23 protein-coding genes and 1 riboswitch are annotated in these 23,036 nt (G+C 63.7%); of the genes, 14 read left to right on the forward strand and 9 right to left on the reverse strand.

Going from position 1 to position 23,036, the window contains the following annotated elements; all coding sequences use genetic code 11:
* Nucleotides 1-8: 8 nt before the first annotated feature.
* Together FS767_RS12085 and FS767_RS12090 are read right to left on the reverse strand one after the other, a co-directional pair.
* Nucleotides 9-1,529 (reverse strand): FAD-dependent oxidoreductase, encoded by a 1,521-nt coding sequence (locus FS767_RS12085; protein ID WP_144965787.1) that lies wholly within the window; start codon nucleotides 1,527-1,529, stop codon nucleotides 9-11.
* 163 nt (nucleotides 1,530-1,692) lie between these two features.
* A complete protein-coding gene (locus FS767_RS12090; RefSeq protein WP_144965789.1) occupies nucleotides 1,693-3,021 on the reverse strand; it encodes an MFS transporter in 1,329 nt (442 codons plus the stop codon).
* Nucleotides 3,022-3,182: 161 nt separating this feature from the next.
* On the opposite strand from FS767_RS12090, the gene FS767_RS12095 reads away from it, so the two are divergent.
* Together FS767_RS12095 and FS767_RS12100 are read left to right on the forward strand one after the other, a co-directional pair.
* Nucleotides 3,183-4,280, forward strand: a complete 1,098-nt coding sequence (locus FS767_RS12095) for a sugar diacid recognition domain-containing protein (protein WP_144965791.1) — start codon at nucleotides 3,183-3,185, stop codon at nucleotides 4,278-4,280.
* Nucleotides 4,281-4,412: 132 nt separating this feature from the next.
* Nucleotides 4,413-5,552 (forward strand): glycerate kinase, encoded by a 1,140-nt coding sequence (locus FS767_RS12100; RefSeq protein WP_144965793.1) that lies wholly within the window; start codon nucleotides 4,413-4,415, stop codon nucleotides 5,550-5,552.
* Nucleotides 5,553-5,570: 18 nt separating this feature from the next.
* Here FS767_RS12100 and FS767_RS12105 read toward each other — a convergent pair whose 3' ends face one another.
* Entirely contained in the window at nucleotides 5,571-6,557 is a 987-nt protein-coding gene (locus tag FS767_RS12105) for a site-specific integrase (protein ID WP_144965795.1), read from the reverse strand.
* Nucleotides 6,558-6,618: 61 nt separating this feature from the next.
* Nucleotides 6,619-8,700 (reverse strand): bifunctional diguanylate cyclase/phosphodiesterase, encoded by a 2,082-nt coding sequence (locus tag FS767_RS12110; RefSeq protein ID WP_144965797.1) that lies wholly within the window; start codon nucleotides 8,698-8,700, stop codon nucleotides 6,619-6,621.
* Between the two features lie 134 nt (nucleotides 8,701-8,834).
* A riboswitch (TPP riboswitch) is annotated at nucleotides 8,835-8,951 on the forward strand.
* An 82-nt stretch (nucleotides 8,952-9,033) separates the two neighbouring features.
* Here FS767_RS12110 and FS767_RS12115 point away from each other — a divergent pair.
* The 3 genes from FS767_RS12115 to codA all read left to right on the forward strand — a co-directional run bounded on the left by FS767_RS12115 (nucleotide 9,034) and on the right by codA (nucleotide 11,720).
* On the forward strand, nucleotides 9,034-9,681 hold the full coding sequence (locus FS767_RS12115) for a TenA family protein (protein WP_144965799.1): 648 nt from the start codon (nucleotides 9,034-9,036) through the stop codon (nucleotides 9,679-9,681).
* Nucleotides 9,678-10,340: a thiaminase II gene (tenA, locus tag FS767_RS12120; protein ID WP_144965801.1), complete on the forward strand. Its 663-nt coding sequence runs from the start codon at nucleotides 9,678-9,680 to the stop codon at nucleotides 10,338-10,340. The genes FS767_RS12115 and tenA overlap by 4 nt, the downstream gene beginning before the upstream one ends.
* 138 nt (nucleotides 10,341-10,478) lie before the next feature.
* Nucleotides 10,479-11,720 carry a cytosine deaminase gene (gene codA / locus FS767_RS12125; RefSeq protein WP_144965803.1) on the forward strand — a complete coding sequence of 414 codons (1,242 nt, stop codon included), beginning with the start codon at nucleotides 10,479-10,481 and terminating at the stop codon, nucleotides 11,718-11,720.
* Nucleotides 11,721-11,731: 11 nt separating this feature from the next.
* On the opposite strand, the gene FS767_RS12130 is transcribed toward codA, so the two are convergent.
* Together FS767_RS12130 and FS767_RS12135 are read right to left on the reverse strand one after the other, a co-directional pair.
* Complete coding sequence (locus FS767_RS12130) at nucleotides 11,732-12,679, reverse strand: ornithine cyclodeaminase family protein (RefSeq protein ID WP_144965806.1); 948 nt, start codon at nucleotides 12,677-12,679, stop codon at nucleotides 11,732-11,734.
* Nucleotides 12,676-13,653, reverse strand: coding sequence for a threonine/serine dehydratase (locus FS767_RS12135; RefSeq protein ID WP_144965808.1), 978 nt, complete (start codon nucleotides 13,651-13,653; stop codon nucleotides 12,676-12,678). The genes FS767_RS12130 and FS767_RS12135 overlap by 4 nt, the downstream gene beginning before the upstream one ends.
* Nucleotides 13,654-13,768: 115 nt before the next feature.
* Between FS767_RS12135 and FS767_RS12140 the strand changes: the two genes are divergently transcribed.
* Both FS767_RS12140 and FS767_RS22850 read left to right on the forward strand, forming a co-directional pair.
* Nucleotides 13,769-14,758 carry a DNA-binding protein gene (locus FS767_RS12140; RefSeq protein WP_144965810.1) on the forward strand — a complete coding sequence of 330 codons (990 nt, stop codon included), beginning with the start codon at nucleotides 13,769-13,771 and terminating at the stop codon, nucleotides 14,756-14,758.
* Nucleotides 14,759-14,811: 53 nt separating this feature from the next.
* On the forward strand, nucleotides 14,812-14,982 hold the full coding sequence (locus FS767_RS22850) for a DUF6021 family protein (protein ID WP_178102734.1): 171 nt from the start codon (nucleotides 14,812-14,814) through the stop codon (nucleotides 14,980-14,982).
* 101 nt (nucleotides 14,983-15,083) lie between these two features.
* Here FS767_RS22850 and FS767_RS12145 read toward each other — a convergent pair whose 3' ends face one another.
* Both FS767_RS12145 and FS767_RS12150 read right to left on the reverse strand, forming a co-directional pair.
* Entirely contained in the window at nucleotides 15,084-15,347 is a 264-nt protein-coding gene (locus FS767_RS12145) for a hypothetical protein (RefSeq protein ID WP_144965812.1), read from the reverse strand.
* 7 nt (nucleotides 15,348-15,354) lie between these two features.
* Nucleotides 15,355-15,855, reverse strand: coding sequence for a DUF4142 domain-containing protein (locus FS767_RS12150; protein ID WP_144965814.1), 501 nt, complete (start codon nucleotides 15,853-15,855; stop codon nucleotides 15,355-15,357).
* Nucleotides 15,856-15,995: 140 nt separating this feature from the next.
* Here FS767_RS12150 and FS767_RS12155 point away from each other — a divergent pair, with 140 nt between their 5' ends.
* Nucleotides 15,996-17,543 (forward strand): sensor domain-containing diguanylate cyclase, encoded by a 1,548-nt coding sequence (locus FS767_RS12155; protein ID WP_144965816.1) that lies wholly within the window; start codon nucleotides 15,996-15,998, stop codon nucleotides 17,541-17,543.
* Nucleotides 17,544-17,594: 51 nt separating this feature from the next.
* Here the strand turns inward: FS767_RS12155 and FS767_RS12160 are convergent, their stop codons facing one another.
* Entirely contained in the window at nucleotides 17,595-18,290 is a 696-nt protein-coding gene (locus FS767_RS12160) for an MgtC/SapB family protein (RefSeq protein WP_144965818.1), read from the reverse strand.
* A 397-nt stretch (nucleotides 18,291-18,687) separates the two neighbouring features.
* Between FS767_RS12160 and FS767_RS12165 the strand changes: the two genes are divergently transcribed.
* The 6 genes from FS767_RS12165 (at nucleotide 18,688) to FS767_RS12190 (ending at nucleotide 23,030) form a co-directional block, all read left to right on the forward strand.
* A complete protein-coding gene (locus FS767_RS12165) occupies nucleotides 18,688-19,158 on the forward strand; it encodes a sterol desaturase family protein (protein WP_144965821.1) in 471 nt (156 codons plus the stop codon).
* 127 nt (nucleotides 19,159-19,285) lie between these two features.
* Nucleotides 19,286-20,173: a Dyp-type peroxidase gene (locus FS767_RS12170; protein WP_058604576.1), complete on the forward strand. Its 888-nt coding sequence runs from the start codon at nucleotides 19,286-19,288 to the stop codon at nucleotides 20,171-20,173.
* 81 nt (nucleotides 20,174-20,254) lie between these two features.
* The gene (locus tag FS767_RS12175; RefSeq protein WP_144965823.1) at nucleotides 20,255-21,163 is read left to right on the forward strand and encodes an aldo/keto reductase; all 909 of its coding nucleotides are present in this window, start codon (nucleotides 20,255-20,257) and stop codon (nucleotides 21,161-21,163) included.
* Nucleotides 21,164-21,167: 4 nt separating this feature from the next.
* Complete coding sequence (locus FS767_RS12180; RefSeq protein ID WP_144965825.1) at nucleotides 21,168-22,451, forward strand: NTP/NDP exchange transporter; 1,284 nt, start codon at nucleotides 21,168-21,170, stop codon at nucleotides 22,449-22,451.
* Nucleotides 22,452-22,598: 147 nt separating this feature from the next.
* Complete coding sequence (locus FS767_RS12185) at nucleotides 22,599-22,772, forward strand: general stress protein (RefSeq protein WP_023535600.1); 174 nt, start codon at nucleotides 22,599-22,601, stop codon at nucleotides 22,770-22,772.
* A gap of 60 nt (nucleotides 22,773-22,832) precedes the next feature.
* Nucleotides 22,833-23,030: a hypothetical protein gene (locus FS767_RS12190; RefSeq protein ID WP_058604580.1), complete on the forward strand. Its 198-nt coding sequence runs from the start codon at nucleotides 22,833-22,835 to the stop codon at nucleotides 23,028-23,030.
* Nucleotides 23,031-23,036 lie beyond the last annotated feature (6 nt).

Here is a 23,036-nt window from a genome sequence, read left to right on the forward strand (position 1 = left end):
CAGGGCCCTCAGTGGATCAGTTCGAGTGCCTCGGCGGTGGTCAGCGGCCGCTTCATGCGTTGCGACAGCTGCATCATGGCTGAGGCATAACCCTTGGCGACCACGGCCTGTACCTGATCCGCCAGGCATTGCAGCGCAATGAAATCACCGCTTTCCGGGGCGCCGACGAAGGTGATGGCGTCCCACTGCCGAGCGTGGCCCAGTACTTCAAATCGCTGCCCATGGTGATAGGTCCAGCAAAACGGCACGTCGGCGTAGCGGCGCTGCTCGCCCAGCATGTTTGCCGCGGCGATGACGCCGTGTTGCTGCGCCAGCCGCCAGTGTTCGATGCGCACCGATTGGCCGGCGAGTGGGAAGGTGGCCATGTCACCCGCCGCCCACAGGCCTTCGGCCACCTGCATTTCACCGTTGACCGGCACGCCATGGTCGTCGGCCAGCGACACCCCATTGAGAAAAGCCGTGGCCGGGGCTACCCCCGTTCCCAGCAGCACCACCTGGCAGCCCACGCGCTCGCCGCTGCCAAGCACGACCGCTTCGACCTGATCTACGCCTTCGATCGCCGTCACCTCGGCCGGGCCATGGAAAGTGACGCCCTTGCGCTCGTGCAAGGCCCGAATCGCCCGGCCGATGCGCTCGCCCAGCTGCTTGACCAGCGGGACATCGTGCCGTCCGATTACATGGACCTGGGCACCGTATTCGCTCAACGCCGAGGCCGCTTCCAGGCCGATGAAACTGTCGCCCACGATCACAACCGGCTTGCCCGGTTCCACGGCATCGAGCAGTTGCGCCGCGTCCGCGCGCGAGCGCAGCGTGAAGACGCCAGGCAGGTCACGCCCCGGGATATCCGGGCGCTGGGCCTTGGCGCCCGTGGCGAGCAGACAGGCGTCATAGTCAATGCGTTGGCCGTCGGCCAGCAGGAGCTGGCGTTTCTGGGCATTGAGCGAGCGGACCTTGGCGTGCCGACGCTCCAGTTGCCCCATACGCAGGTCATCAGGCTCCAGCAGCATCGGCACCTCATCCGGGGCCATCTGGCCTGCGAGCACGAATTTGCTCAAGGCCGTGCGGTCGTAGGCCGGCTGGCGCTCCTGGTCGATCCACACCAGGCGACCATTGAAACCCTGGCGGAGCAACGTGGCCACGGCGGCACTGCCTGCCGCACCGGCCCCCAGCACCACGAAACACCGCGCATCGCTGTGCCGGGGCGGGCGCGCCTTGGGCAAAGGACGGTCGTCCACCCACACCTGGTCACCCTTGACCCAGGCCTTGTAGCGGCGCAGGTCGGTCAGGGCAGGGGGCTCGCACACGGCCCCCTCGTCCACGGCGAACGCGGCCTTGTGCCATGGGCAAATCAGCAAGCCACCGCAGACGCGGCCCTCATCCAGCGGCGCGCCTGCATGAGGACAGTTGCCCTGGAAAGCACGCACCTGATCGCCCTGACGGACGATGATCAGCTCTTCGTTACCGGCCTCCACGCGCAGGGGGGTGTGTTCATCGAGGTCGGCCAGTCGGGCCACGGCGTGTTCGGTCATGGTGAATTCTCCAAAGGGGGCCTCTGGAAGGGTTCGACGCCGAGTTGCCCGGTCGGGCTGCGTCGAGCTGACGACTGGAGCGCCGTACAGGGAACAAGGGGTGGTCAACCTTGCTCGCACGGGACCGCATGACCCGTGCGAGCAAGCGCCGTTGGCGCGACCGTCAGTCGGCTGTGGCAGGGGCGGGCGTAAGGGTACGGGTGGCGCGCAGGGCCACCAGGCTACCCACCACGATCAGCGCCGCCAGGGCGTAGAGGGCAGCATCGGTCGAGCCGGTCTGGTCCTTGATGAACCCGACCAGATAAGGGCTGAGAAAGCCCGCCATTTGGCCGACCGAGTTGATCAGGGCCAGGCCCGCCACGGCCGCACCCGCGCTGAGCAAGGCCGTGGGCATCGGCCAGAACATCGGCAGGCCGGTGAGGGCGCCCATGGTGGCGATGGACAGGCCAAGGATGGCGATCGCCGGGGTAGACGCAAAATTCACCGCCATCAGCAGGCCCACGGCGCCCATCAGCATTGGCACTACCAGGTGCCAGCGGCGCTCGTTGCGAAGGTCCGCCGAGCGCCCGCACAGGATCATGAAAACCCCGGCCAGCAAGTAGGGAATGGCGCTCAACCAGCCAATGAGCAGGGGGTTGTCGAAGCCCATGTTCTTGATGATCGAAGGCAGCCAGAAGTTGATCGCGTACACACCGCTCTGGATGCAGAAATAGATGAAGCCGAAGGTCCAGATCAGCGGGTTGGCCAGCACGGCCAGGACGCTGTCGCCCGTGGTGGGCGGCTTGCTGTCGGCATCGGCCTGCAGGTCGGCGGCGATCAGCCGGCGTTCATCATCGCTCAGCCAGGCCGCTTTCTGGTAGCCGTCGCTGAGCAGGAACGCCGCCAGCACGCCGAGCGCAACGGTCGGCAGCCCTTGAATCAGGAACATCCATTGCCAGCCGGCAAGGCCATGTTGCCCGGCTGCAAAATGCTCGAGGATCCAGCCGGAGAACGGGCTGCCCAACAGGCCCGAGACCGGGATCGCGGACATGAACAAGGCCATGATGCGGCCACGGCGCGCACCGGGGAACCAGCGCGAGAGGTACAGCACCACGCCTGGGAAGAAGCCTGCCTCGGCGGCACCTGTGAGCAGGCGCAGGGCATAGAACTCGGTGGGGGTCGTCACGAACAGCAGACAGGTGGACAAGCTGCCCCAGGCAATCATCATCAAGGCGATCCAGCGCCGTGGGCCGAAGCGGTTGAGCGCCAGGTTGCTCGGAAGGCCGCACAGGACGTAGCCGATGAAGAAGATGCCGGCACCGAGGCCGTAGACGGTTTCGCTGAACTTGAGCGCGTCGAGCATCTGCAGCTTGGCGAAGCCGACGTTGACGCGGTCGAGGTAGTTGAACAGGTAGCAGATGAAAATGAACGGAATCAGCCGCAAGGTGATGCGCCGGTACAGCGCATTGCGGGTGGTGTCCGTGCCTTGGTCAGGGGCGGGGCTGTGTGCCATGATCGGGTTCTCTGTTGTTATGGTTGTCACCGCGTCGCCTGTTCCGGCGCTCGCCTGAACGAGTCTCGGGGACGGCGGCGTGGCTGTCTTTGTGCTTTTGCACAGGCCATGGGCCTTGCTGCTGTGCCCGAGCCCAACCGCACGCCCCCAAGGACCGTTGAATGTTCGAACTCGACCACGACCTGGCACAGGATATCGTAGACCGCGCCATGGCCATTCTGCCCTGCAACGTCAATGTCATGGACAGCCAGGGCCTGATCCTGGGCAGCGGCGAGCCGGAGCGCATCAACACACGACACGAAGGCGCCCAGCTGGTGCTCGCCAATGGCCGTATCGTGGAGCTCGACCAGGAGGCCGCACGCTGCCTGAAGGGGGTGCAGCCTGGGGTGAACCTGCCGCTGATGCTCGACGACCGCCTGATGGGCGTCTTGGGGCTGACGGGTGATCCGCAGCAGGTTCGGGTGTATGCCGAGCTGGTGCGCATGACCGCCGAAATGTTGCTGGCCCAGCGTCACCTGCAGGCCGACCAGCAGTGGCGCAAGCAGCGCTGCGACGATTTGCTGGCCTTGCTGCTGGGCGGGACCGGCGACGCCTCACGGCTGCTGGACGAGGCACGCCAACTGGGCCTGAAACCGCAGCTACCACGCATTCCCTGCCTGTTCGAGCTGGCCAGCGGGCCCGATGCCGAAGCGCTGGCAGGCTGGCTGATGAGCCGCTACCCCGACAGTTGGTGCGTGAGCCCAGCGCGCCACTCGCTGCTGTGGTGTCGCCCGGCAGGCGTGGCGCTGGAGGCATCACGGCTGGTCGAGCGCGTCGAGCGGCACGGTTGGGCAGTGGAGCGCTCGGCCATGGGTACCGCCGCGCAAGGCCTTGAGCAGCTGCGCCGCGGCTACCGGCGTGTGCGCGACCTGCTCGCCTATGGGCGTGAGGTGGTGCCCCAGGAACGGCTGCTGAGCTTGCAGCGCTATCGCCTGCCAGCCTTGCTCTGGCGCCATCGCAACGATGAGGCGCTGGACGAACTGCTCGAGCCGTTGCTGCGCATCCAGGCTCGCGACAGCAGTGGGCAATTGCTGGCTACGCTGCGTGCCTGGTGTGCCCATGATGGTCAGAGCCAGGCGTGTGCCGAGGCGCTGGGTATTCACCGCAACAGCCTGCGTTACAGGCTTGAACGCATCGCCGAGCTGGGCGAGGTGGACCCCATGCGCCTGGAGGGCATGCTCAGTTTGTACCTGGGGCTGCAGTTGCTGCCCATTCGATAGCCATAGCCGGCTGGGCACTGTCGCCTGGCGCTGGCATCTGCCCAAACAATCCGTCGGGCGGTTTGTGCATTTGACCGACGCCGCTTCGCGGGCCAGCTGTCAGCATGCCGCTACCCGGACAGGAGAATCATCATGAAGATCGTCATCGCGCCTGACTCGTTCAAGGACAGCCTCGAGGCGGCAGACGTGGCGCGCGCCATCGCTGCTGGCCTGGCCGAAGCACTGCCCGACGCCCAGTTGATCGAGTGCCCCATGGCCGACGGTGGCGAAGGCACGATGCAGGCCATTCTTGCCGCCAGCGACGGCGAGCTGCGCCGGCTTACCGTGCGCGGCCCCTTGGGCACACCTGTGGCGGCGGGCTGGGGCTGGCTGCCCCAGAGCCGCACCGCGATCATCGAAATGGCGCAGGCCAGCGGCCTGCAACAGGTGCCCACCGGGCAGCGCGACGCCTGCCGCAGTTGCACCTGGGGCACCGGTGAGCTGGTCGCCGCGGCGCTCGACGCCGGCGCGCAGCGCGTGGTGCTGGCGATCGGCGGCAGTGCCACCAATGATGCGGGCAGTGGCATGCTGCGCGCCTTGGGCCTGCGACTGCTGGATGCGGACGATCAGCCACTGGCCGAGGGTGGCCTGGCCCTGGCCGGCCTGGCACGGATCGATGCCAGCGGGCTGGACCCGCGCCTGGCGCACGTAAATTTCGAAGTGGCGGCTGATGTGGACAACCCGCTGTGCGGCCCCCAGGGCGCATCGGCCATCTTCGGGCCGCAGAAGGGGGCCAGCCCGCAACAGGTTCAGGCCCTCGACCAGGCGCTCGGTCACTTCGCCGACCACTGCGCCCGCTTGCTGGGCCAGGATGTGCGTGATTACCCAGGCTGCGGCGCCGCCGGGGGCATGGGCTTTGCGGCCAGGGCCTTCATGGGTGCCCAGTTCCGGGCCGGCGTGGAAGTGGTGGCCGAACTGGCCGGCCTGCAAGCGCATGTCAGGGACGCGGACCTGGTGGTGACCGGGGAGGGCCGTTTTGATGCCCAGACCCTGCGCGGCAAGACGCCGATGGGCGTGGCCCGGGTCGCCAAGCGTCATGGCGTGCCGGTGGTCGTGCTGGCGGGCATGCTCGGCGAGGGCTATCAGCAGCTGTACGCCCATGGGGTAGATGCCGCCTTTGCGCTGGTGGACGGCCCCATGACGTTGGAACAGGCCTGCCGCGACACCGCCCGCCTGCTGCAAGCCCGCGCCTGTGACATCGGTCGGCTCTGGGCCTGGGTCAAGCGCGTCTGAGCAGATGAAGCGCGCAGTTCATGATGCCAGCACCGGCAGGGGTGTGTTGGGTAATAGGGCCAGGTCACCGAAACGCTGCGTCGAATCGATGTAGCGCAGCGCAGACTTGGCGTCCTTCCAGCCTACGTAGCTCATGAGCGACTTGAGCTCCCAGCCATTGGCGCTGGCCCAGGTGGCGAAGCCGCGACGCAATGAGTGACCGGTATACAGCGCAGCTGGCACCTGGGCGCGGGTCAACATGCGCCGCAGCAGGCCCACCAGGCTGTTGCTGTTGAGCGGCTGGTCACCGAGATTGCCCCAGCGGTCGAGCTTGCGGAACACCGGGCCGTGGGCGATGCCGGCCACCTGCAGCCATTGCAGGTAGGCCGTTACCGGGCATAGGGCCTTCAGGGCAGGGGTGCGGTGCTGCACGCCAAGTGCCTCGCGGTCGCCTTTGCTGCGCGGCACGAACAGCGTGATGCCCACGCCCGCTTCGGCCTGTATGTGCTCGACCCGCAAGCGCGCCAGTTCATCGCCGCGAAAGCCACGCCAGAACCCCAACAGCAGCAGCGCCGTGTCGCGCCGGGCGCGCCGCAGCCCGGCCATGTCGTGGTTCGCCTGGGCCTGGCGGGCTTCTTCCTCGAAGCAGGTCACGGCCGTTTGCACATGTTGCAGCAGCAATGGCGCTGCCTGCTTGGGCGGGGTGGGATGCAGCGTGCGGATGCCGCGCAGGACCTGGCGCACCACCGGTGCTTTGGTGGGGTCGGGGAAGCCTTGGCTGATGTGCCACTGGCTGAGGGCCGCCAGGCGCTGGCGCAGGGTACTGACCGCATGCTGCTGGGCGTGGTCGGCCAGGTACCGGGCGATGCTTTCGGCAGTGGCCGGCAGAAAACCGCCCCATTGCGTCTCGAAATGATCCACCGCCGCCTGGTAACTGCGGCGGGTGTTGTCACGCGTGGCGGCGCGCAGGTAGCGCTCGATATCGGTCATGGTGCGGGCGTCGGCGGATGGATGCAGTGGTGCCACCTTAAACCTTGAGGCCTGTCGGTACCAAGGGTTTGCCAGGGTTTGCACGCTCTTCTTAGCTTCAGTGCAACGCGGCCAGGGGCTGCGCCTGATGCTTGAACGGCACGTAGTCACGCAGCTGCGCGGCGGACAGGGGCCGGCTGAAATGATAGCCCTGAGCAACGTCGCACCCCGCCAGGCGCAGGCACACGACCTGCTCGCGGGTTTCCACGCCTTCGGCCACCACCACCAGGCCCAGGCGTTTGGCCAGGATGATGGTGGAGGCCACGATGGGGCTGTCGTCCGGACTGTTGGACAGCGAGGCGATCAAGGATCGATCAATCTTCAGTTTGCTCAGAGGCAGTGCATGCAGATGGGCGAAGCCTGCATAGCCTCGGCCAAAGTCGTCCAGGCTGATCCCGATGCCTGCCTGGCGCAGCCGGTGTAGATGCGCGATCGCCGGGCCCTCTGGGTCGAGGATGGTGGTTTCGGTGATCTCAAGCTCCAGATGCTCAGGGGCAATGCCGTGCTCACTCAGTTGATCGAGCAGGCGCGCGGTGAAGTCAGGCTGACGCAACTGCAAGGCAGACACGTTGACGGCCAGACTGACCTGGCGGCCTTCCGTTTGCCACATCGACAAGGCCTCGCAAGCCAGGCGAAGGACTTCCCAGCCCAACTCGACGATGAAGCCGCTGCGTTCGGCCAGGGCGATGAAACGGTCGGGGTAGAGCAGGCCGAACTCGGGATGCTGCCAACGCACAAGCGCTTCAAAGCCTGCGACCTTGTGGTCATCGAGGCCTATCTGCGGCTGGTAGTGCAAGACGAATTGCCTGCCTGCCAGTGCAGCGCCAAACGCCTGCTCCAGGGAAAATGCCTGGATGTCGGCCACGTTCAGGGAGGGGTCGAAATAGCGGTACTGCGCGCGGCCGGCCTGCTTGGCCGAATACATGGCCGCATCGGCGCTGCGCACCAGGCTGTCGATGTCCTGGCCATCGCGCGGGCAGATGCTCACCCCGATACTGGGACTGGTGTTGACCTCTTGTCCGTCCAGGGCATACGTGGCGCAGAGCCTGCGGGACAGTTCGCGTACCCAGGCATCGATCTGCTCCTCGCTGCGTTCGCCTGCGAGCAGTACGACGAACTCATCGCCACCAAAGCGCGAGGCTTCATCGCCCGGTTCGAGCAAGCGCTGGATACGGCCGGCCACAGCCTGCAACAGCAGGTCCCCGACCTTGTGGCCAAGCGAGTCGTTGATGGACTTGAAACGGTCCATGTCGATGAAAAGGATGGCCATCAGTTGGCGCCTGCCACGCTGATGGATGAGCGCGGCACCTGCCACTTCGACGAATTGACGACGGTTGTGCAGGCCGCTGAGGTGATCGGTGGCGGCGGCATGACTGCTGCGCCGGTGCGCGTCTTCCAGGCGCCCGATCAGTTGCTGGTTGATCTGCTGGGCGTGCTCCAGCGCCGTAAAGGCTTCCTGGCGCTTGCGCAGCAGGCGCAGGGTCCAGGCCAGGCTGGCCAGGATCATCAGTGTCATGCCCAGGGTCAGCCAGAACTGCCGGGCATAGGCCGCGTCGATGGGCCCGGTGATCTCGTTCTCGCGTTGGCTGATGACGAGGGTAAAACCGTGCTCGGGCCGATGCCTGAAGACGCTCTGGTAAGGGTCACCTTCCAAGTACTGGGTCAGCACGCCCGCAGGGGTGCCATCGGTTGGCAGTGCCGGCTGCAAGGCAGCTGTGATCGGCAACAAGCCGTGATTACCGAGGCGCAGATGCTCCGTGCCGTCGGCCCGCAATATGCTCACGCGGGTCGAGCCCCCCAGATCCACCTGTTGCAGCAATTGCGCCAAGGGGTGGGCGGCGAGCTGCACTGCAACCAATGTATCGCATGCCTCGAGCTGCTCAGGGATGTTGAACGGGGAGGAGGTCGCACACGCTATGCCTTCGGCAGCGGCGTGCGCACGGTCGAGCCATTGGCTGACGTTTTCGGCGAGCACGTTGGCCAGCCGCTGATGTTCGTTGCCACGGTTGGTCAGAGCATCCTGGCGAGCGGTGGCTTTCTGAGCAACATGCACCCCCCACACAAAGGCCAGCGTAGCAGCGCACAGCAGCAGGATCAGCAGCCTGAGCAGGGTCGCCGAGGAAAGTGAGCGTCGTATCAATTGCAGTGTTTCCCGGCCTTGTGTGAGGCCCGCACATTACGACAGCAACATGACAGCGCCATGACTAGTGGCAAATAGCCTGTAGTGATGGCTGAACCAAAGATGACAGCGGCGGGTCAAGTCGGGTATACCTTGCCGCTACCAAGGGGAGCCCGATAACGGGCTGAGAAACCGCTGAGCCAAGTGCAGCGCGGTGACCCTTCGAACCTGATCCGGATAATGCCGGCGAAGGGATGGGGTGCTATACCGCCTGCCTTCCCGCCGGTCTCAAGGCGAGACCCGATTCATGACCATTGCCCAGCTCTCGCTGTCACCCTCACCAAGGACAGCGCCATGACCGAAGGTTTCACCCAGACCCTGCGCCGCCAGAGCGAGACGACATGGGCCGCCGCCACCGGCCATCGTTTCGTGACCCAACTGTGTGACGGCAGCCTGCCTGACCCCATCATGGTCGACTACCTGGTCCAGGACCACCGCTTCCTGGACAGCTTCCTGATGTTGCTGGGCGCCGCCATCGCCACGGCCGACACCTTCGAGGCGCGCCTGCGCCTGGGGCGGTTCGCGGGCATGATCAGCAGCGAGGAGAACACTTACTTCCTGCGGGCGTTCCAGGCGCTGGGTGTCAGCCCGGCGCAGCGTGATGAGCCGATGGACACGGTGCCCACGGCGGCGTTCAAAGCCATCATGCGCGAAGCGGCTGCCACCCGCTCGTACGCCGCCGCGCTGGCAGTGCTGAGCGTCGCCGAAGGCCTTTACCTGGACTGGGCGCTGCGCGCGCCCAAACCCCTGCCGTCGCGTTTCATCCACGCTGAATGGATCACCTTGCACGACAATCCGGATTTCCAGGCGTTCGTGGCGTTCCTGCACGCCGAACTGGATCGCGTCGGCCCTCAGCATGCCGCGGTGGCGCAGGACTTTCACCAGCGCACCGTCGCGTTGGAGCTGGCCTTCTTCGACGCCATCTACCCGGAGGCGCAATGAACATGGACATCTTCGATCGGCTCAAGCAGGCCGCTGCACCGCAGTGGCGCGGTTACGTCGACCATGCCTTCGTGCAGCAGATGGGCGATGGCACGTTGAGCGAAGCCGCGTTTCGGTCCTACCTGGTGCAGGACTATCTCTTCCTCATTCAGTTTGCCCGCGCCTGGGCGTTGGCGGCGTATAAGAGCAGGCGACCGGCCGATATCCGTGCCGCACAGGCGGGGCTGGCGGCGATCCTCGACGAAACCGACCTGCACGTGCGTCTATGCGCACGCTGGGGGCTGAGCCAGGCTGACATCGAGGCGGCCCCCGAGCACCCGGCCACCGTGGCGTACACCCGGTACGTACTGGACTGCGGTGCCGCTGGCGACTTGCTGGAGTTGCACGTGGCGCTGGCGCCCTGCGTGATCGGCTACGCCGAGATCGGGCAGTCCCTGGCCGCACGCATCGGCAATCTGGACGCGCATCCCTATCGCGAGTGGATCGGCGAATACGCCGGTGCCGGCTATCAGGCCGTCGCAGCAGCTGCACGCGCGCACCTGGATTCATTAGCGGCGCGCAGCATGACGGATCAGCGGTTTGCCGAACTGGCCGCGATCTTTGCCCAGGCCTCGGGGCTGGAGGCCGATTTCTGGCAGATGGGTCTGGACATGGCGTGACTAGGCAGCCGCATGCCTGGATCGCCACTATCCCCGTGTGCCGTTGGCTGGCAAGCTGTAGTGAAAAAGGGGGCACGCGGATGACCGCCGCAACTGGCCCGCAGCGCTCGAAGACGATCCAGGACGAGGAAGGACAGCATGAACATCATCAACGCACGGCTGCGTGGCAAGCCTGGCCTGTACCGCATCGAACTGGCCGGTCAGCGCATTGGCGCGATCACTGCGCAGAACGAGGGTGTGCTGCCCGTGGCCGGCGCCGACCTGGATGCAGGCCAGAACCTGGTAGTACCCCCCTTCGTCGAGCCACACATCCACCTCGACGCGACCCTGACGGCCGGGCAGCCTGAGTGGAACATGAGCGGCACGCTGTTCGAGGGGATCGAGCGCTGGGCCCAGCGCAAGCAGAGCACCACCCATGAGGACATCAAGACCCGGGCCAAGACCACCCTCCAGATGCTGGTCGATCATGGCATCCAGCATGTGCGCACCCATGTGGATGTAACCGAGCCGGGCCTGGTGGCACTCAAGGCCATGGTCGAGGTGCGCGATGAAGTGCGTGATCTGGTCGACTTGCAGATCGTTGCCTTTCCCCAGGAGGGTATCGAATCGTACCCCGATGGCCGCGCATTGATGACCGAGGCGGTGGCCATCGGCGCCGATGTGGTTGGTGGCATTCCCCATTTCGAGAACACCCGTGAACAGGGTGTGGCGTCGATCCAGTTCCTGATGGATTTGGCAGAACGCACCGGCTGCCTGGTGGACGTGCACTGCGACGAGACGGACGATCCGCAGTCACGGTTCCTGGAAGTACTGGCCGAACACGCTCGGGTCCGGCAGATGGGGGCGAGGGTGACCGCCAGCCACACGGTGGCCATGGGTTCGTACGACAATGCCTACTGCTCGAAGCTGTTTCGGCTGTTGAAGCTGTCCGGCATCAACTTCGTGTCATGCCCCACCGAGAGCATTCACCTGCAAGGGCGCTTTGATACCTATCCGAAGCGCCGTGGTGTCACCCGTGTCGCCGAACTCGACCGTGCTGGCATGAACGTGTGCTTCGGCCAGGACTCGATCGTCGATCCGTGGTACCCCCTGGGCAACGGCAATATCCTGCGCGTGCTCGAGGCGGGCCTGCACATTTGCCACATGCTGGGCTATCAGGACCTGCAGCGCTGCCTGGACCTGATCACCGACAACAGTGCCCGCGCCTTGAACCTGGGTGAGCGCTATGGCATCGAGACCAGTCGCCCTGCGAACCTGCTGCTGCTCTCGGCCCCGGACGACTACGAGATGGTGCGCAGCCAGGGCCACGCGCTGGTGTCGGTGCGCAACGGAAAAGTACTGATGCGGCGCCGGCCTGCGCAGGTACAACGCGAGTTCTGAATCCGGCGCTTTCAGGTGCCGATGGCCGCCAGCACACAATCGGCGATCTGCGCATCCTGAACGGCGACGCCGGTCAGGTCAGCCAACGTGATCTGGTCGTCGGACTCCCGGCCACGGGCTCGGCTGGCCAGCAGCGCGCCAAGTTCGACCAGTTGGCTTGCGGTCACCAGGCCTTTGCCGATCGCATGGGACACTTCGCCATATTGGGCGCACTGGGTGATCGAGTCGACGACCAATCGATCGGCCCTGGCGACCAGCCCAGGGTCCAGCTCTTGCTTGCCAGGGCCGTCCGCACCGACAGCGGTGATGTGAGTGCCCGGTTGTATCCAATGCGCCTGCAACAGCGGCTCGCGCGAAGGTGTGGCGCTGACGATGAGGTTGGCAAGGCCCGCCAGTTCCGCGGCGTCGTGTGTGCTGCGCACGGTAAAACCAAGATGCCGCGCCATCGTCACATAAGCGCCTAGTCCTTCGGCGTGACGCCCCCAGACGATCACCTGGCGGCAGTCGGTGACGCTGCGCAACTGCTCCAATTGCATGCTGGCCTGCATGCCTGTGCCCAGGATGCCGATGGCCTTGACCTGTGAGGGCGCGAGCAGCCGGGCCGCGATCCGTCCCGCCAGTGCCGTGCGCATCGCCGTGAGCCAGCCTTGGTCCTGGAGCAGGGCCAGCGGCTGGCCGGTGTGGGCCGAGAACACCATCATTAGCCCGTCGTTGCTGGGCAAACCGTTGGACGGGTTATCATAAAAGCCGGTGGACACCTTGACGGTAAAGGTGGGGCTGCCCACTTTGTAGGCAGACTTGATGCAGCAATCCCCGTTGGTCTCGGCGAAGGTAAACGCCTGCACAGGCGGTACCTGAACGTTGCCAGCGGAATAGGCGATAAAGCCCTCTTCGATGGCGCTGAGCGCCCGCTCGGTGTCGAGGCTCGCGAGGATCTGAGGCTTGGTGATCAGCTTCATTTGACGGCCTCGAGGAAGGTTTCCAGGGCGATGTTCCGCCCACACAGCACCACAGCTACGCGTTTGCCTTGGTACCGGTCCGCGCATTTTTTCATGGCGGCCACTGCGACAGCTGCCGCGCCTTCGATGATCCAACGCTCGCTGCTGGCGATGTCGCGCATGGCGGCGCGTATTTGCGCTTCGCTGACCAATAAAGTATCGGTGAGCAAGACCTGGCACAGGGGCAGGGTGATGGCGCCTGGCCCGACGCCGCCTGCCGTGCCGTCGGACAGCGTGGCACTGGCAGGTACGTCGATGATCCTGCCGGCCTTGAGCGACTGCTCAAGGGCCGGGTCGTTCTCGGGCCAGCAGCCGATGATGTCGACACCCGGTGCCAGGGTACGCAGGGCAGCGCCAATGCCGGCGATCATGCCGCCACCACCCACCGCGACGAACACGGCGTCCAGGTCTGGCGCCTGCTCGAACAGTTCCATGCCGATGGTGCCCTGGCCGGCGATCACCTGCAGATCGTTGTAGGGCGATACGAAGGGCACGCCCTTGGCCTGGGCTTGCCTGGCCGCTTCCAGCTCCGCGCTCAAGGGATCGGTCGGCAGGCAGATCACTTCAGCGCCGAGGTTACGCATGGCTTCGACCTTATAGGTTGACGCCGTAGTGGTGGTGTAAAGGGTCACCGGAACCCCGGCGGTTTTGCCGGCCAAGGCCAGTGCCTGACCATGGTTGCCAGACGAGGCGGCGATAACGCCATGCTCACGTGCACTCACAGGCAAAAGCCTGACTTCATTGCTGGCCCCGCGAAACTTGAATGAACCGGTAGGTTGCAGGTGTTCGCACTTGAGCCATACGTCCACGCCGGTGGTTGCTGACAGGTGCTGGCTGCGCGTCAGCGGGGGTGTGCGTACGGCTGGCCGCAAGGCGGCATGAGCGTGCTTGATGGGCTGGTGGCGACCAGAACCGGCCCAAAATCGGCCTAACATTCGATAAGCCGTGATTATTCCATGTGAGATTGCACTTGTGTTAGCAGCTCCGAACCAGCAGAATTGGTACGTAATTACATAGTACGTACAACATTACGAAATCGTAGGAGCACGCATGGCACGTGGCGGCATCAACAAGGTGGTTGTGCAACAGGCCAGGCAGGCCCTGATTGCAAGAGGGGAGAACCCCAGCATCGATGCCATCCGCATCGAGCTGGGCAATACAGGCTCGAAAACCACCATTCACCGCTACCTCAAGGAGCTCAACGGACAGCAGCCAATGCCCTGCGAAGGCGGCGCGCCGATCAGTGAGGTATTGAGTCGCCTGGTAGGTCAGTTGGCGACGCAACTGCAAGACGAAGCGGATTTGGTGATCGAGCGGGCAGAAAGCGTCTTCACCGAGCAGCGCGAGGCGCTCGAAGTGGCCTTGGCGGCAGCTCAGCAGGCGCTTGCAGCGGCTGAACAACAGCACGCAATCGATGCAGCGGCCTTGCGTGAGGAGTCGGAAAAACTCAACAGCACCCTAAGCACCCTGCAGGCTGAGCAGCTGCGCAGCGCCAGCCTCAACCAGTCGCTGGGGGAACTGCAAGTACGCCTGGCGGATAAGGATGAGCAGGTCAAATCCCTGGAAGACAAACACCGACACGCCCGCGATGCGCTTGAGCACTACCGCACGGCTAGTCGCGAGCAGCGCGAACACGAGCAGCGTCGTCACGAGGCTCAGTTGCAGCAGATGCAGGTCGAAGTACGGCAGCTGCAGCAGGGCATGATCGTCAAGCAAGACGAGCTCACTCGCCTGCACCGAGATAACGAGCGTCTGCTAGGGGAGAATCGCCAGGCGAGCAGCGAACGGCGGGCTCAGGAACAGCTGCTTGAGCAGCGCGACGCCCAGATCCAGGGCTTGCGCACGATGCTGGCACAGGCCCAGGGGAGCAGCGACGAGCTGCGCCGCCAATTGGCTATACAGGCCAAAGCGCTGGAGGACAGCAAGGTCTTGTGCCGGGATCAGGCGCTAAAGCTTGAGACGCTGGAGCGGGAGCTGACAGAGAACCAGGCATCGTTGCGCCTATGTCAGGATCAGCTAAGCGCTAGCGAAGATAAATAAAACTTTCTGGCGCAACGGCTTTCTTCCCTAGACAGCCATTTGGAGAAGACCGCATGAGCGAACTAGGCACAACCCACGGCACGCAGCACGGACCCCACTCGACCGACGAAGCCGATAAACCGGATGATCTTGGCTTTGACCCTGATTCTCCCGACCTCGATGATCCTCAGGTAGACCCCCAAGGCCCCGCCAAACCACCCAGGGATGTCGAGAAGAACACCTAAAGGACACACACCAAGCAAAAGGCCCTGATCCACAGGATCAGGGCCTTTTGCATGATGCGTCCTCGTCAGGGCGCGCTTTGTTGCGGTAGCTGACATCAGGCTTAAGCTGGTTTATCCGCTTCAGCCTGCTTGGCCGCCTCCACACCTTTGGCAGAGAGCTTGATCGGGTAGTTGAGCGTCATCTCATGTTCAGCATCCACACTTACGCTACCGTCGTGGATCAGGCCATCGTCCTGCAGCGATTTGAGCATGCCGGCCACGGCTTTTTCACCGCGGTAGTTGTCCAGCAGTTCCTTGCCCAGACCATGGGGGTGAGCATGGTTGAGTCGGGTCAGGATTTCGCTTTTCAGTGCGTCGTTACTCATGCGCGCCTCACTTGCCATGCTGGGTTTGCAGTGCCTTGGCTTCTTGCAGGTGTTTCTCAAGGGTTGGCAAGGTCTTGGCAGCGAATGCCTTGAGCTCAGCCTTGTCAGAAGAAGTAGCTTCTTTCTTGAACAGTTCGACGGTCTTCTCGTGAGCATCGACCTGGTTGTTCACGTAAGACTTGTCGAAGGACTCGTCACGCCATTCCAGGATCATTTTTTTCACCTTGTCGGTGATGGCCGCATCATCGGGCACCGAGATGTCCAGCTTCTTGGCAATTTCTGCCAGCTCCTGGTTGGCCTTGGTGTGGTCGGTCACCATGTGCTGGGCATAGGTCTTGATCTCGGCGTTCTGGCTTTTTTCCAGAGCAAGGTTGCCGGTCACGATTTCTGCGATGCCGGCTTCGGTAGCCGCGTCTACGAAGTCGTCCGAGCTGGCAGCAAAGGCGTGAACCGAGGCCATGCCCAGCACCATGGAAAGGCCGACGCGCTTGATGAAGAGATTGCTCATGTTTCACTCCTTAAACGATGGCGCGACATCAGTGTCGCGTACTGTTGAGGGCGCGCGCAGGCCAAAGGTTTCATCTTTTTTGCATCAACAGGGTGTGGCAATGGTCAACAGCGTTGACGAAGAACGTGCAGGGGATGTGCATGCGAAGCGCCAGGCAGACCGATGAAGAAAAAGCCCTTGCGCTGGCGGGCCAGGGACGAGCGGTGGCCCTGTTTCGCCTGGTGCTGGCGTTCATGCTGGTGGTCATGACCACGTTCGCAGCCGTTGAGGGCTGGCGAATCTGGCGTGATTACCGGGACGCGTTCCACAATGCCGCGAACATGGTGACCAATCTGGCCCAGGCCACCGCCCAGCATGCCGAGGATGCCATTCGCCAGGTCGATTCCATCAGTGCGGCGCTGGTGGAGCGCGTGCAAGGCGATGGGTTCGAGCACTTGGATCGCAAGCGCATGCATGGGTTGCTCAGCCAACAGGTGCGCATCATTCCTCAGCTCCACGGCCTGTTCATCTACGACAGCCATGGTCGCTGGCTCGTCACTGACCGCTCGGCAACGCCGCCGGCCGCTAACAATGGCGACCGTGATTACTTCATCTACCACCGCGACCACCCCGATAGCGTCATTCGCATCGGTGCAGTAGTACGCAGCCGCTCGACGGGCGATCTGATCGTACCCATTTCTCGGCGCCTTAATTACCCGGATGGGCGTTTTGCGGGCGTACTGCTTGGGACCATCAAGGTCGACTGGTTCGTGCGTTACTACGGCGAATTCAAGATCGACGAACGTGGTGCGCTGGTGCTGGCCAAGCGCGACGGTACGATCCTGGTGCGGCGCCCATTCGTCGAACCGCTGCTTGAGCGTAACCTGGCCAACAGCGATATTTTCAAGCACCACCTGCCCTATGCAGCCCAAGGGTTGGTCGAAGCGGTGGCCGTCGTCGATGGTACACCGCGCCTGTACGCTTACCGAGCCTTGGCCAGCTACCCGCTGGTGGTCGAAGCGGGCCTGTCACGCGAGTCAATCATCGCCCCCTGGCGCCAGGATGCGATCAAATCGCTGGTGGTGTTACTGGTGCTGGTCATGGTCCTTGCGCTGTTCGGTTGGGTGGTCCTGCGCCAGGTGCGCGAACGCATCGTGATCGAGCGCGCCTTGCACCAGGCCCACCAGACCCTCAAGACCCTTGCCCTGACCGACAGCCTGACCGGGTTGGGTAATCGTCGCAGGCTGGACGCGGTGTTCGAGCCCGAGCTGCGCAGGGCTCGGCGCCAGGCGTATCCGGTGTGCGTGGTGATGCTCGACCTTGATCATTTCAAGGCCTACAACGACCGTTACGGACATGCGGCAGGCGATCAGTGCTTGCAACGCTTCGGCGAACTGCTGCGCCAAGCCGCCCAGCGCCCGGCAGACCTGGCCGTACGCTACGGGGGCGAGGAATTTACCTTGCTGTTACCCGACACGGATGTACGCGGAGCGATGGCGTTTGTCGAGACGCTGCAGCAAGCTCTACGCAAGGAGATGCTGGTGCATGCGGGCAGTCCACTGGGGATCGTCTCTTTCAGTGCGGGTATTGCAGTGGCAGAACCCACGCGCAGTGAACAGAGTCCACAGCAACTGCTCGAAGCCGCAGATGCGGCACTCTATGAAGCCAAGCGCCAGGGCCGGGACCGCTACGCGGTCGCAGCCCCTTAAGAACCGCATGGGGATGTAGAAAGCCCCGCTTACCCCTGGCGGGCATGGACTTCATGCCTGAAGTTGCCAACGTACCGAACTGACGCCCTTCTCCAGGCTCACCCGGCTGACCAGCCGCTCCAACTGGGCGGGCGCCTGTGAGGTACCCAGCAACTGGGCACGCACTTCCAGGCGGGCCGGGTCTGGCAAGTCCTCGCTGTGCAAGGACTGCAGGCGCAGATCAGGCTCGCCGAGGCTATGCAGCATCAAGCTGCGTACCTGGATCTCATCCTGGGCTCGACAGACGATACGCACCTCGAACTGCTGTTCCACCTCCGTGGCAGGCACCACCTCCTGGCGGTCCAGGCGTTGGGCGATATCCCGTAGCAAGATGTTGGCGCACAGCACGACCACGGCGCCCAGGCCTGCTTCGAGCAGCAGCCCCAGGCTGCACAGTACGCCGATGGCAGCGGTGCACCACAGCGTTGCCGCGGTGTTCAGCCCCCGCACATTGAAGCCGTCACGCATGATGACGCCGCCGCCCAGAAAACCGATACCCGACACCACATAGGCCGCCACCCGGGAGGCGTCGGTAGGCGCCATGCCCGGAACCGCCTGGGTCATCAGTACGAACAGACAGGCACCCGTGCTGACCAGGCCGTTGGTGCGCAGGCCAGTCAAGCGCTGACGCAGTTGGCGTTCGGCGCCGATCAAAGCCCCCAGCAGCAGGGCGGTGCTGACACGCAGCAGAAATACTTTCCAATCCATTACGAACCTCTTCCACGGGCACAGGCCCGTTCTAACGCCATCACTCAAGAAAGCGCGGTGGTAAAAACCAGAGATGCGAAAGGACCACAGGGGGGAAGGAGGGGGCGATGCTGTGCATCGGCTGCCTCGGCAACTCGGCCAGGCAGCGTGGGAGACTGCCGGGCTAGCGCGCCGCGTGGGCCTGTCGCAAGCGACTGGGGCTAGTGTCCAATGCAGGGCTCCTATTGGTGAATGCAAAAGTGCGGCGCGGACGATAAGCCCGACCCTCGATCAGGTCAAGGGTAAAAACATGACAATGGCTTCATCGGTAAATGCCTGACAAGCCTGCCGGTACGATGGAAAAATCCACGGTCAATGGTTAACCTTTTGCCTTTTCTGAACCGTTGCGGGCTGATCCATGCTGTTCAATATCCTCGTCCTGCTTGGCACACTGGTGGCCATGGAGGGTGTCGGCACCTTGGCGCACAAGTACATCATGCATGGCTGGGGCTGGTGGCTGCATCGCTCGCACCACGAACCCCATCTGGGCGTGCTCGAAACCAACGACGTGTACCTGCTGGCACTGGCGGTGATTTCGCTGGCACTGGTGGCGGTCGGCAAAGCCGGGCATGCGCCATTGCAGTGGGTCGGAGGCGGGGTGGCGGCTTACGGCGCGCTGTACGTGATTGCGCATGATGGCTTATTTCACCGTCACTGGCCTCGCACGGTGCGCCCGATGGGGCGCTACTTGACGCGCCTGCACCGCGCGCATCGGCTGCACCACGCCGTCAAAGGGCGCAAGGGTAGCGTGTCGTTCGGTTTTTTCTACGCCCCACCCTTGAAGCGGCTGGTGCGCGAGCTGCGGCGCAACAAACACGTCGGTCACTGAGACTTCAAGCGCATGGGAGCCTTACCTGTGCAGATGTCCCGCTCGATCCAGCCAATCCTGGGCACAGATTGCACTGCCGGGGTCTGCGCAGTAGCATGCGCGCTTTTCAGCCCAGGACTCGCCCTTCATGCCGTATCAGCAAGGTCTGCTTGCCACGCCCGTGCCGGTGCACGCGCGTCACCTGTTCTTCTCCATCGAGTCAACCGAGGCCGTGCCTGCGGCCCTCGATGCCTTGCTGGGCCATGTCGACGGCCTGCGCGTGACACTGGGTGTGGGTGCCCCTTTGGCAAAAGCCCTGAACGCCCAGATCGAAGGCCTGACCCCGTTCCCGCTGCTGGACGCCGCGGTCGAGAACCCCAGTACCCAGCACGCGCTGTGGCTGTGGTTGCGGGGTGACGAACGCGGGGACCTGTATCTGCAGGCCCAGGCGCTGGAGCGTCTATTGAGCCCAGCCTTTGCGCTGGTTGATCACGTTGATGGCTTCCTCCACCGAGGCGGCCGGGATCTGACGGGCTACGAAGACGGCACGGAAAACCCCAGCGGCGACGACGCCATCGAAGCCGCCATCCTGGGTGAGGGCGCGCCTGGCTTGCAGGGGTCGAGCTTCGCCGCGTTCCAGCTGTGGAAGCACGACATGCACTACTTCAAATCGCTGCCACAGCAGGTGCAGGACAACATCATCGGCCGGCGCCTGAGCGATAACGAGGAACTGGATGATGCGCCTGAGTCCGCCCATGTGAAGCGCACTGCCCAGGAAAGCTATGCACCCGAGGCATTCATGGTGCGTCGCTCGGTTTCCTGGGCTGATACCCGCGGTGCAGGGCTGGCGTTCGTGGCGCTGGGTACGTCTTTCACCTCGTTCGAGGTTCAGCTGCGCCGCATGAGCGGGCTGGAGGACGGTGTGATCGATGCCCTGTATCAGTTCACACGCCCGCTGACCGGGGGCTACTACTGGTGCCCGCCGATGGCGCAGGGTTCGCTGGATTTGCGCCTGCTGTTGCAGCCTGAGGCTTAAACATCCAGATACACAAGATGATCGCAAGACGGCTCCCACGAACTAGCATTGGATATTTCCGCTCTGTTACGGAGATTTCCTATGTATGGACGTCGGGATGTCCTACGTGCGGGCGCTGCGATCGGTCTGCTGGCCACCAGCCCATGGCTGAGCGCAGCTGCACCGGCGAGCCTGCTGTCGCGGCCGATTCCGTCAACGGGTGAGCTACTGCCGGTGATCGGCGCCGGCACGTCAGGCAGCTTCGAAGTCGAGGCCGGCTCAGCGGACTACCGGCAGCTGTATCAGGTGCTTGACGCCTTCTTCAAAGGTGGGGGTCGGGTCATCGACACCTCTCCCAACTATGGCGGCGCCGACAGCTTCCTGGGTCAATTGCTCGCCGAAGGCGGGTGGCACCGCCAGTGCTTCATTGCCACCAAGATCGCCGCCAACAGCCGCGCAGATGCCAAGGCCCAATGGGACGGCACGCTTCGCAGCCTGCGCACGGACAAGGTGGACCTGCTACAGGTGCACAATTTGCGCGACTGGCAACAGCAGTTGCCCTATGCACGTGAACTCAAGCAACAGGGCAAGACGCGCTATGTGGGCATCACCCACTATCTGGACTCGGGACACGACCAGGTGGCCGCGATCGTGCGCAGCCAGGCTCTGGACTTCATCCAGATCAATTACGCAGTCAATGCCCCTGGCGCTGCGCGTGAGCTTCTTCCCTTGTGCCGTGACAAGGGCGTGGCGGTGCTGATCAACCGCGCCTTCGATGACGGTCGTCTGTTCGCGACGGTCAAGGATCGCGCCCTTCCAGACTGGGCGCAGGAACAGGGCATCGGTAGCTGGGCCCAGTTGTTCCTGAAGTTCGCACTCAGCCACCCGGCAGTCACCGCCGTGATACCGGCCACTGGCCGACTGGATCGCCAGTTGGACCAACTCAAGGCAGGGCAGGGTCCGATGCTTACCCAGGCGCAGCAGCAAGCGCTGATCAAACAGTTCGCCTGAGACCATGGTGACGCGGCGACAGCGCCTGCAGCAGATGCTGGACATGCGGCCTGGGGAAGCGCCAGCGGTTCTGGCAGGCAGCCTACTGTTCTTCATGCTGTTCACGGGGTATTTCATGCTCCGGCCGGTACGCGAAACCATGGGCGTTGCCGGTGGCGTCGAAAACCTGCAATGGCTGTTCACCGGTACCTTCATCGCCACGTTGGTTTGCCTGCCTGTGTTTGGTTGGATGGCCTCCCGTGTACGGCGCCGGCACATATTGCCCTGGACCTATGGCTTCTTCATCTGCAACCTGCTTGCCTTTGCCGCGCTATTGGCACGCCATCCCGACGGGCCTTGGGTGGCCCGGGCGTTCTATATCTGGTTGTCGGTATTCAATCTACTGAGTATCTCGCTGGCCTGGAGCGTACTTGCCGACCTGTTCAGCACCGAGCAAGGCAAGCGCCTGTTCGGCGTACTGGCAGCAGGGGCGAGCTTGGGCGGATTGTGCGGGCCGCTGCTCGGCACGCTGCTGGTGGCGCCCCTTGGACACCCCGGTTTGTTGACGCTCGCGGCGGTGTTGCTGCTGGGCAGCGTACTGGCCGCCTGGGTGTTGCAGCGTTGGCGCACGAATAATCCACTCCCGACCCGCGATCCCCCCTGCGAGGGCCGCGCACTGGGCGGCAATCCGTTTTCCGGTGCAACGGCGGTAATACGCACGCCTTACCTGCTCGGTATTGCTCTGTTCGTCGTGCTGCTGGCCAGTGTCAGCACATTCCTCTATTTCGAACAGGCTCGCATTGTCAGTGATACCTTCACCGACCGTACTCGGCAGACGCAGGTGTTCGGCGCAATAGATACAGTCGTTCAGGCACTGGCCATTCTCACGCAGCTGTTTTTCACCGGTCGGCTCGCTCGACGCCTTGGGGTGCGGGTGTTGCTGGTGGCAGTGCCGCTGGCCATGGCTGCCGGGTTCATGTGCCTGGCCTTGTCGCCTGTCTTCGCCCTGTTCGTCATCGTGATGGTCGTACGGCGGGCCGGCGAGTATGCCCTGGTTCGGCCTGGCCGCGAGATGCTGTTCACCGTGGTCAGCGCCGAAGACAAGTACAAGGCCAAGAACTTCATCGATACCGTGGTCTACCGAGGCGGGGATGCGGTCAGCGGCTGGATAAAGCGGGCCCTGGACCTGATGGGAGATCATCCACAGGTGGCCATGCTAATCGGAGCACTACTTGCCGTCTGCTGGGCCGCAACCGGGCATTGGCTCGGTGGCCAGCAAGGTCGACGCGACGAAAGCCATCGCCGCTGACAGGTACGCCAACTATTGGGCTGACCCTTCTTTAACGCCGTTTGTCAGAAGCCTTCTCGATAATGCGAATCCTCGCGCACCGGTGGACTCCCAAGTCATGTACGGCATTGGCGCCGTGCATTCCGAAGTCATAAGAGGTTTCAGATCATGGCCACTAAAGACAACAGCCGTAGCGGTAACCAGCAGGGCAGCCAGGGCGGTAGCAAAAATTCGGGCAACTTCGCCAATGACCGTGAAAAGGCTTCCGAAGCCGGCAAGAAGGGAGGGCAGGCAAGCGGCGGCCACTCCAGCGAGTCGGGCCGCAAAGGCGGCAAGTCGTAAGTGAAGCCTTGCAATGCCAGGTTCGCCTGGCATTGCGTTTCTTCGAACAAGGAGCCTGCCATGCGCACATTCCCACTGATCACTCTCATGGGCGCCTTGACCCTCGTCGGCGGGTGTTTCGACCGCGACAACAATCACCCCGGCAAGGACTCCGATGCCAGCAAGCCGTCCTTGCAGATGCAAAAACCTGACGAACAAACCGCACCCCGTTCTGCGCCAGCCCCTGAGTCGATGCCAGGGCAGAAAGCCAACCAATAATACGCG

Source organism: Pseudomonas sp. DE0010 (assembly GCF_007680745.1).
In the GTDB taxonomy this organism is placed as follows: Bacteria; Pseudomonadota; Gammaproteobacteria; order Pseudomonadales; family Pseudomonadaceae; genus Aquipseudomonas; species Aquipseudomonas parafulva_B.

What these genes read in the sequence shown, in the direction of transcription:
- FS767_RS12130 (WP_144965806.1), bottom strand. Translation starts at nt 12,679, where the DNA reads ATGAAGCTGATCACCAAGCCTCAGATCCTCGCGAGCCTCGACACCGAG.
- FS767_RS12145 (WP_144965812.1), bottom strand. Translation starts at nt 15,347, where the DNA reads ATGAGTAACGACGCACTGAAAAGCGAAATCCTGACCCGACTCAACCAT.
- FS767_RS12190 (WP_058604580.1), top strand. Translation starts at nt 22,833, where the DNA reads ATGCGCACATTCCCACTGATCACTCTCATGGGCGCCTTGACCCTCGTC.
- tenA (WP_144965801.1), top strand. Translation starts at nt 9,678, where the DNA reads ATGAACATGGACATCTTCGATCGGCTCAAGCAGGCCGCTGCACCGCAG.
- FS767_RS12185 (WP_023535600.1), top strand. Translation starts at nt 22,599, where the DNA reads ATGGCCACTAAAGACAACAGCCGTAGCGGTAACCAGCAGGGCAGCCAG.
- FS767_RS12180 (WP_144965825.1), top strand. Translation starts at nt 21,168, where the DNA reads ATGGTGACGCGGCGACAGCGCCTGCAGCAGATGCTGGACATGCGGCCT.
- FS767_RS22850 (WP_178102734.1), top strand. Translation starts at nt 14,812, where the DNA reads ATGAGCGAACTAGGCACAACCCACGGCACGCAGCACGGACCCCACTCG.
- FS767_RS12090 (WP_144965789.1), bottom strand. Translation starts at nt 3,021, where the DNA reads ATGGCACACAGCCCCGCCCCTGACCAAGGCACGGACACCACCCGCAAT.
- FS767_RS12170 (WP_058604576.1), top strand. Translation starts at nt 19,286, where the DNA reads ATGCCGTATCAGCAAGGTCTGCTTGCCACGCCCGTGCCGGTGCACGCG.
- FS767_RS12100 (WP_144965793.1), top strand. Translation starts at nt 4,413, where the DNA reads ATGAAGATCGTCATCGCGCCTGACTCGTTCAAGGACAGCCTCGAGGCG.
- FS767_RS12165 (WP_144965821.1), top strand. Translation starts at nt 18,688, where the DNA reads ATGCTGTTCAATATCCTCGTCCTGCTTGGCACACTGGTGGCCATGGAG.
- codA (WP_144965803.1), top strand. Translation starts at nt 10,479, where the DNA reads ATGAACATCATCAACGCACGGCTGCGTGGCAAGCCTGGCCTGTACCGC.
- FS767_RS12150 (WP_144965814.1), bottom strand. Translation starts at nt 15,855, where the DNA reads ATGAGCAATCTCTTCATCAAGCGCGTCGGCCTTTCCATGGTGCTGGGC.
- FS767_RS12175 (WP_144965823.1), top strand. Translation starts at nt 20,255, where the DNA reads ATGTATGGACGTCGGGATGTCCTACGTGCGGGCGCTGCGATCGGTCTG.
- FS767_RS12135 (WP_144965808.1), bottom strand. Translation starts at nt 13,653, where the DNA reads ATGTTAGGCCGATTTTGGGCCGGTTCTGGTCGCCACCAGCCCATCAAG.
- FS767_RS12115 (WP_144965799.1), top strand. Translation starts at nt 9,034, where the DNA reads ATGACCGAAGGTTTCACCCAGACCCTGCGCCGCCAGAGCGAGACGACA.
- FS767_RS12095 (WP_144965791.1), top strand. Translation starts at nt 3,183, where the DNA reads ATGTTCGAACTCGACCACGACCTGGCACAGGATATCGTAGACCGCGCC.
- FS767_RS12155 (WP_144965816.1), top strand. Translation starts at nt 15,996, where the DNA reads ATGCGAAGCGCCAGGCAGACCGATGAAGAAAAAGCCCTTGCGCTGGCG.
- FS767_RS12085 (WP_144965787.1), bottom strand. Translation starts at nt 1,529, where the DNA reads ATGACCGAACACGCCGTGGCCCGACTGGCCGACCTCGATGAACACACC.
- FS767_RS12140 (WP_144965810.1), top strand. Translation starts at nt 13,769, where the DNA reads ATGGCACGTGGCGGCATCAACAAGGTGGTTGTGCAACAGGCCAGGCAG.
- FS767_RS12160 (WP_144965818.1), bottom strand. Translation starts at nt 18,290, where the DNA reads ATGGATTGGAAAGTATTTCTGCTGCGTGTCAGCACCGCCCTGCTGCTG.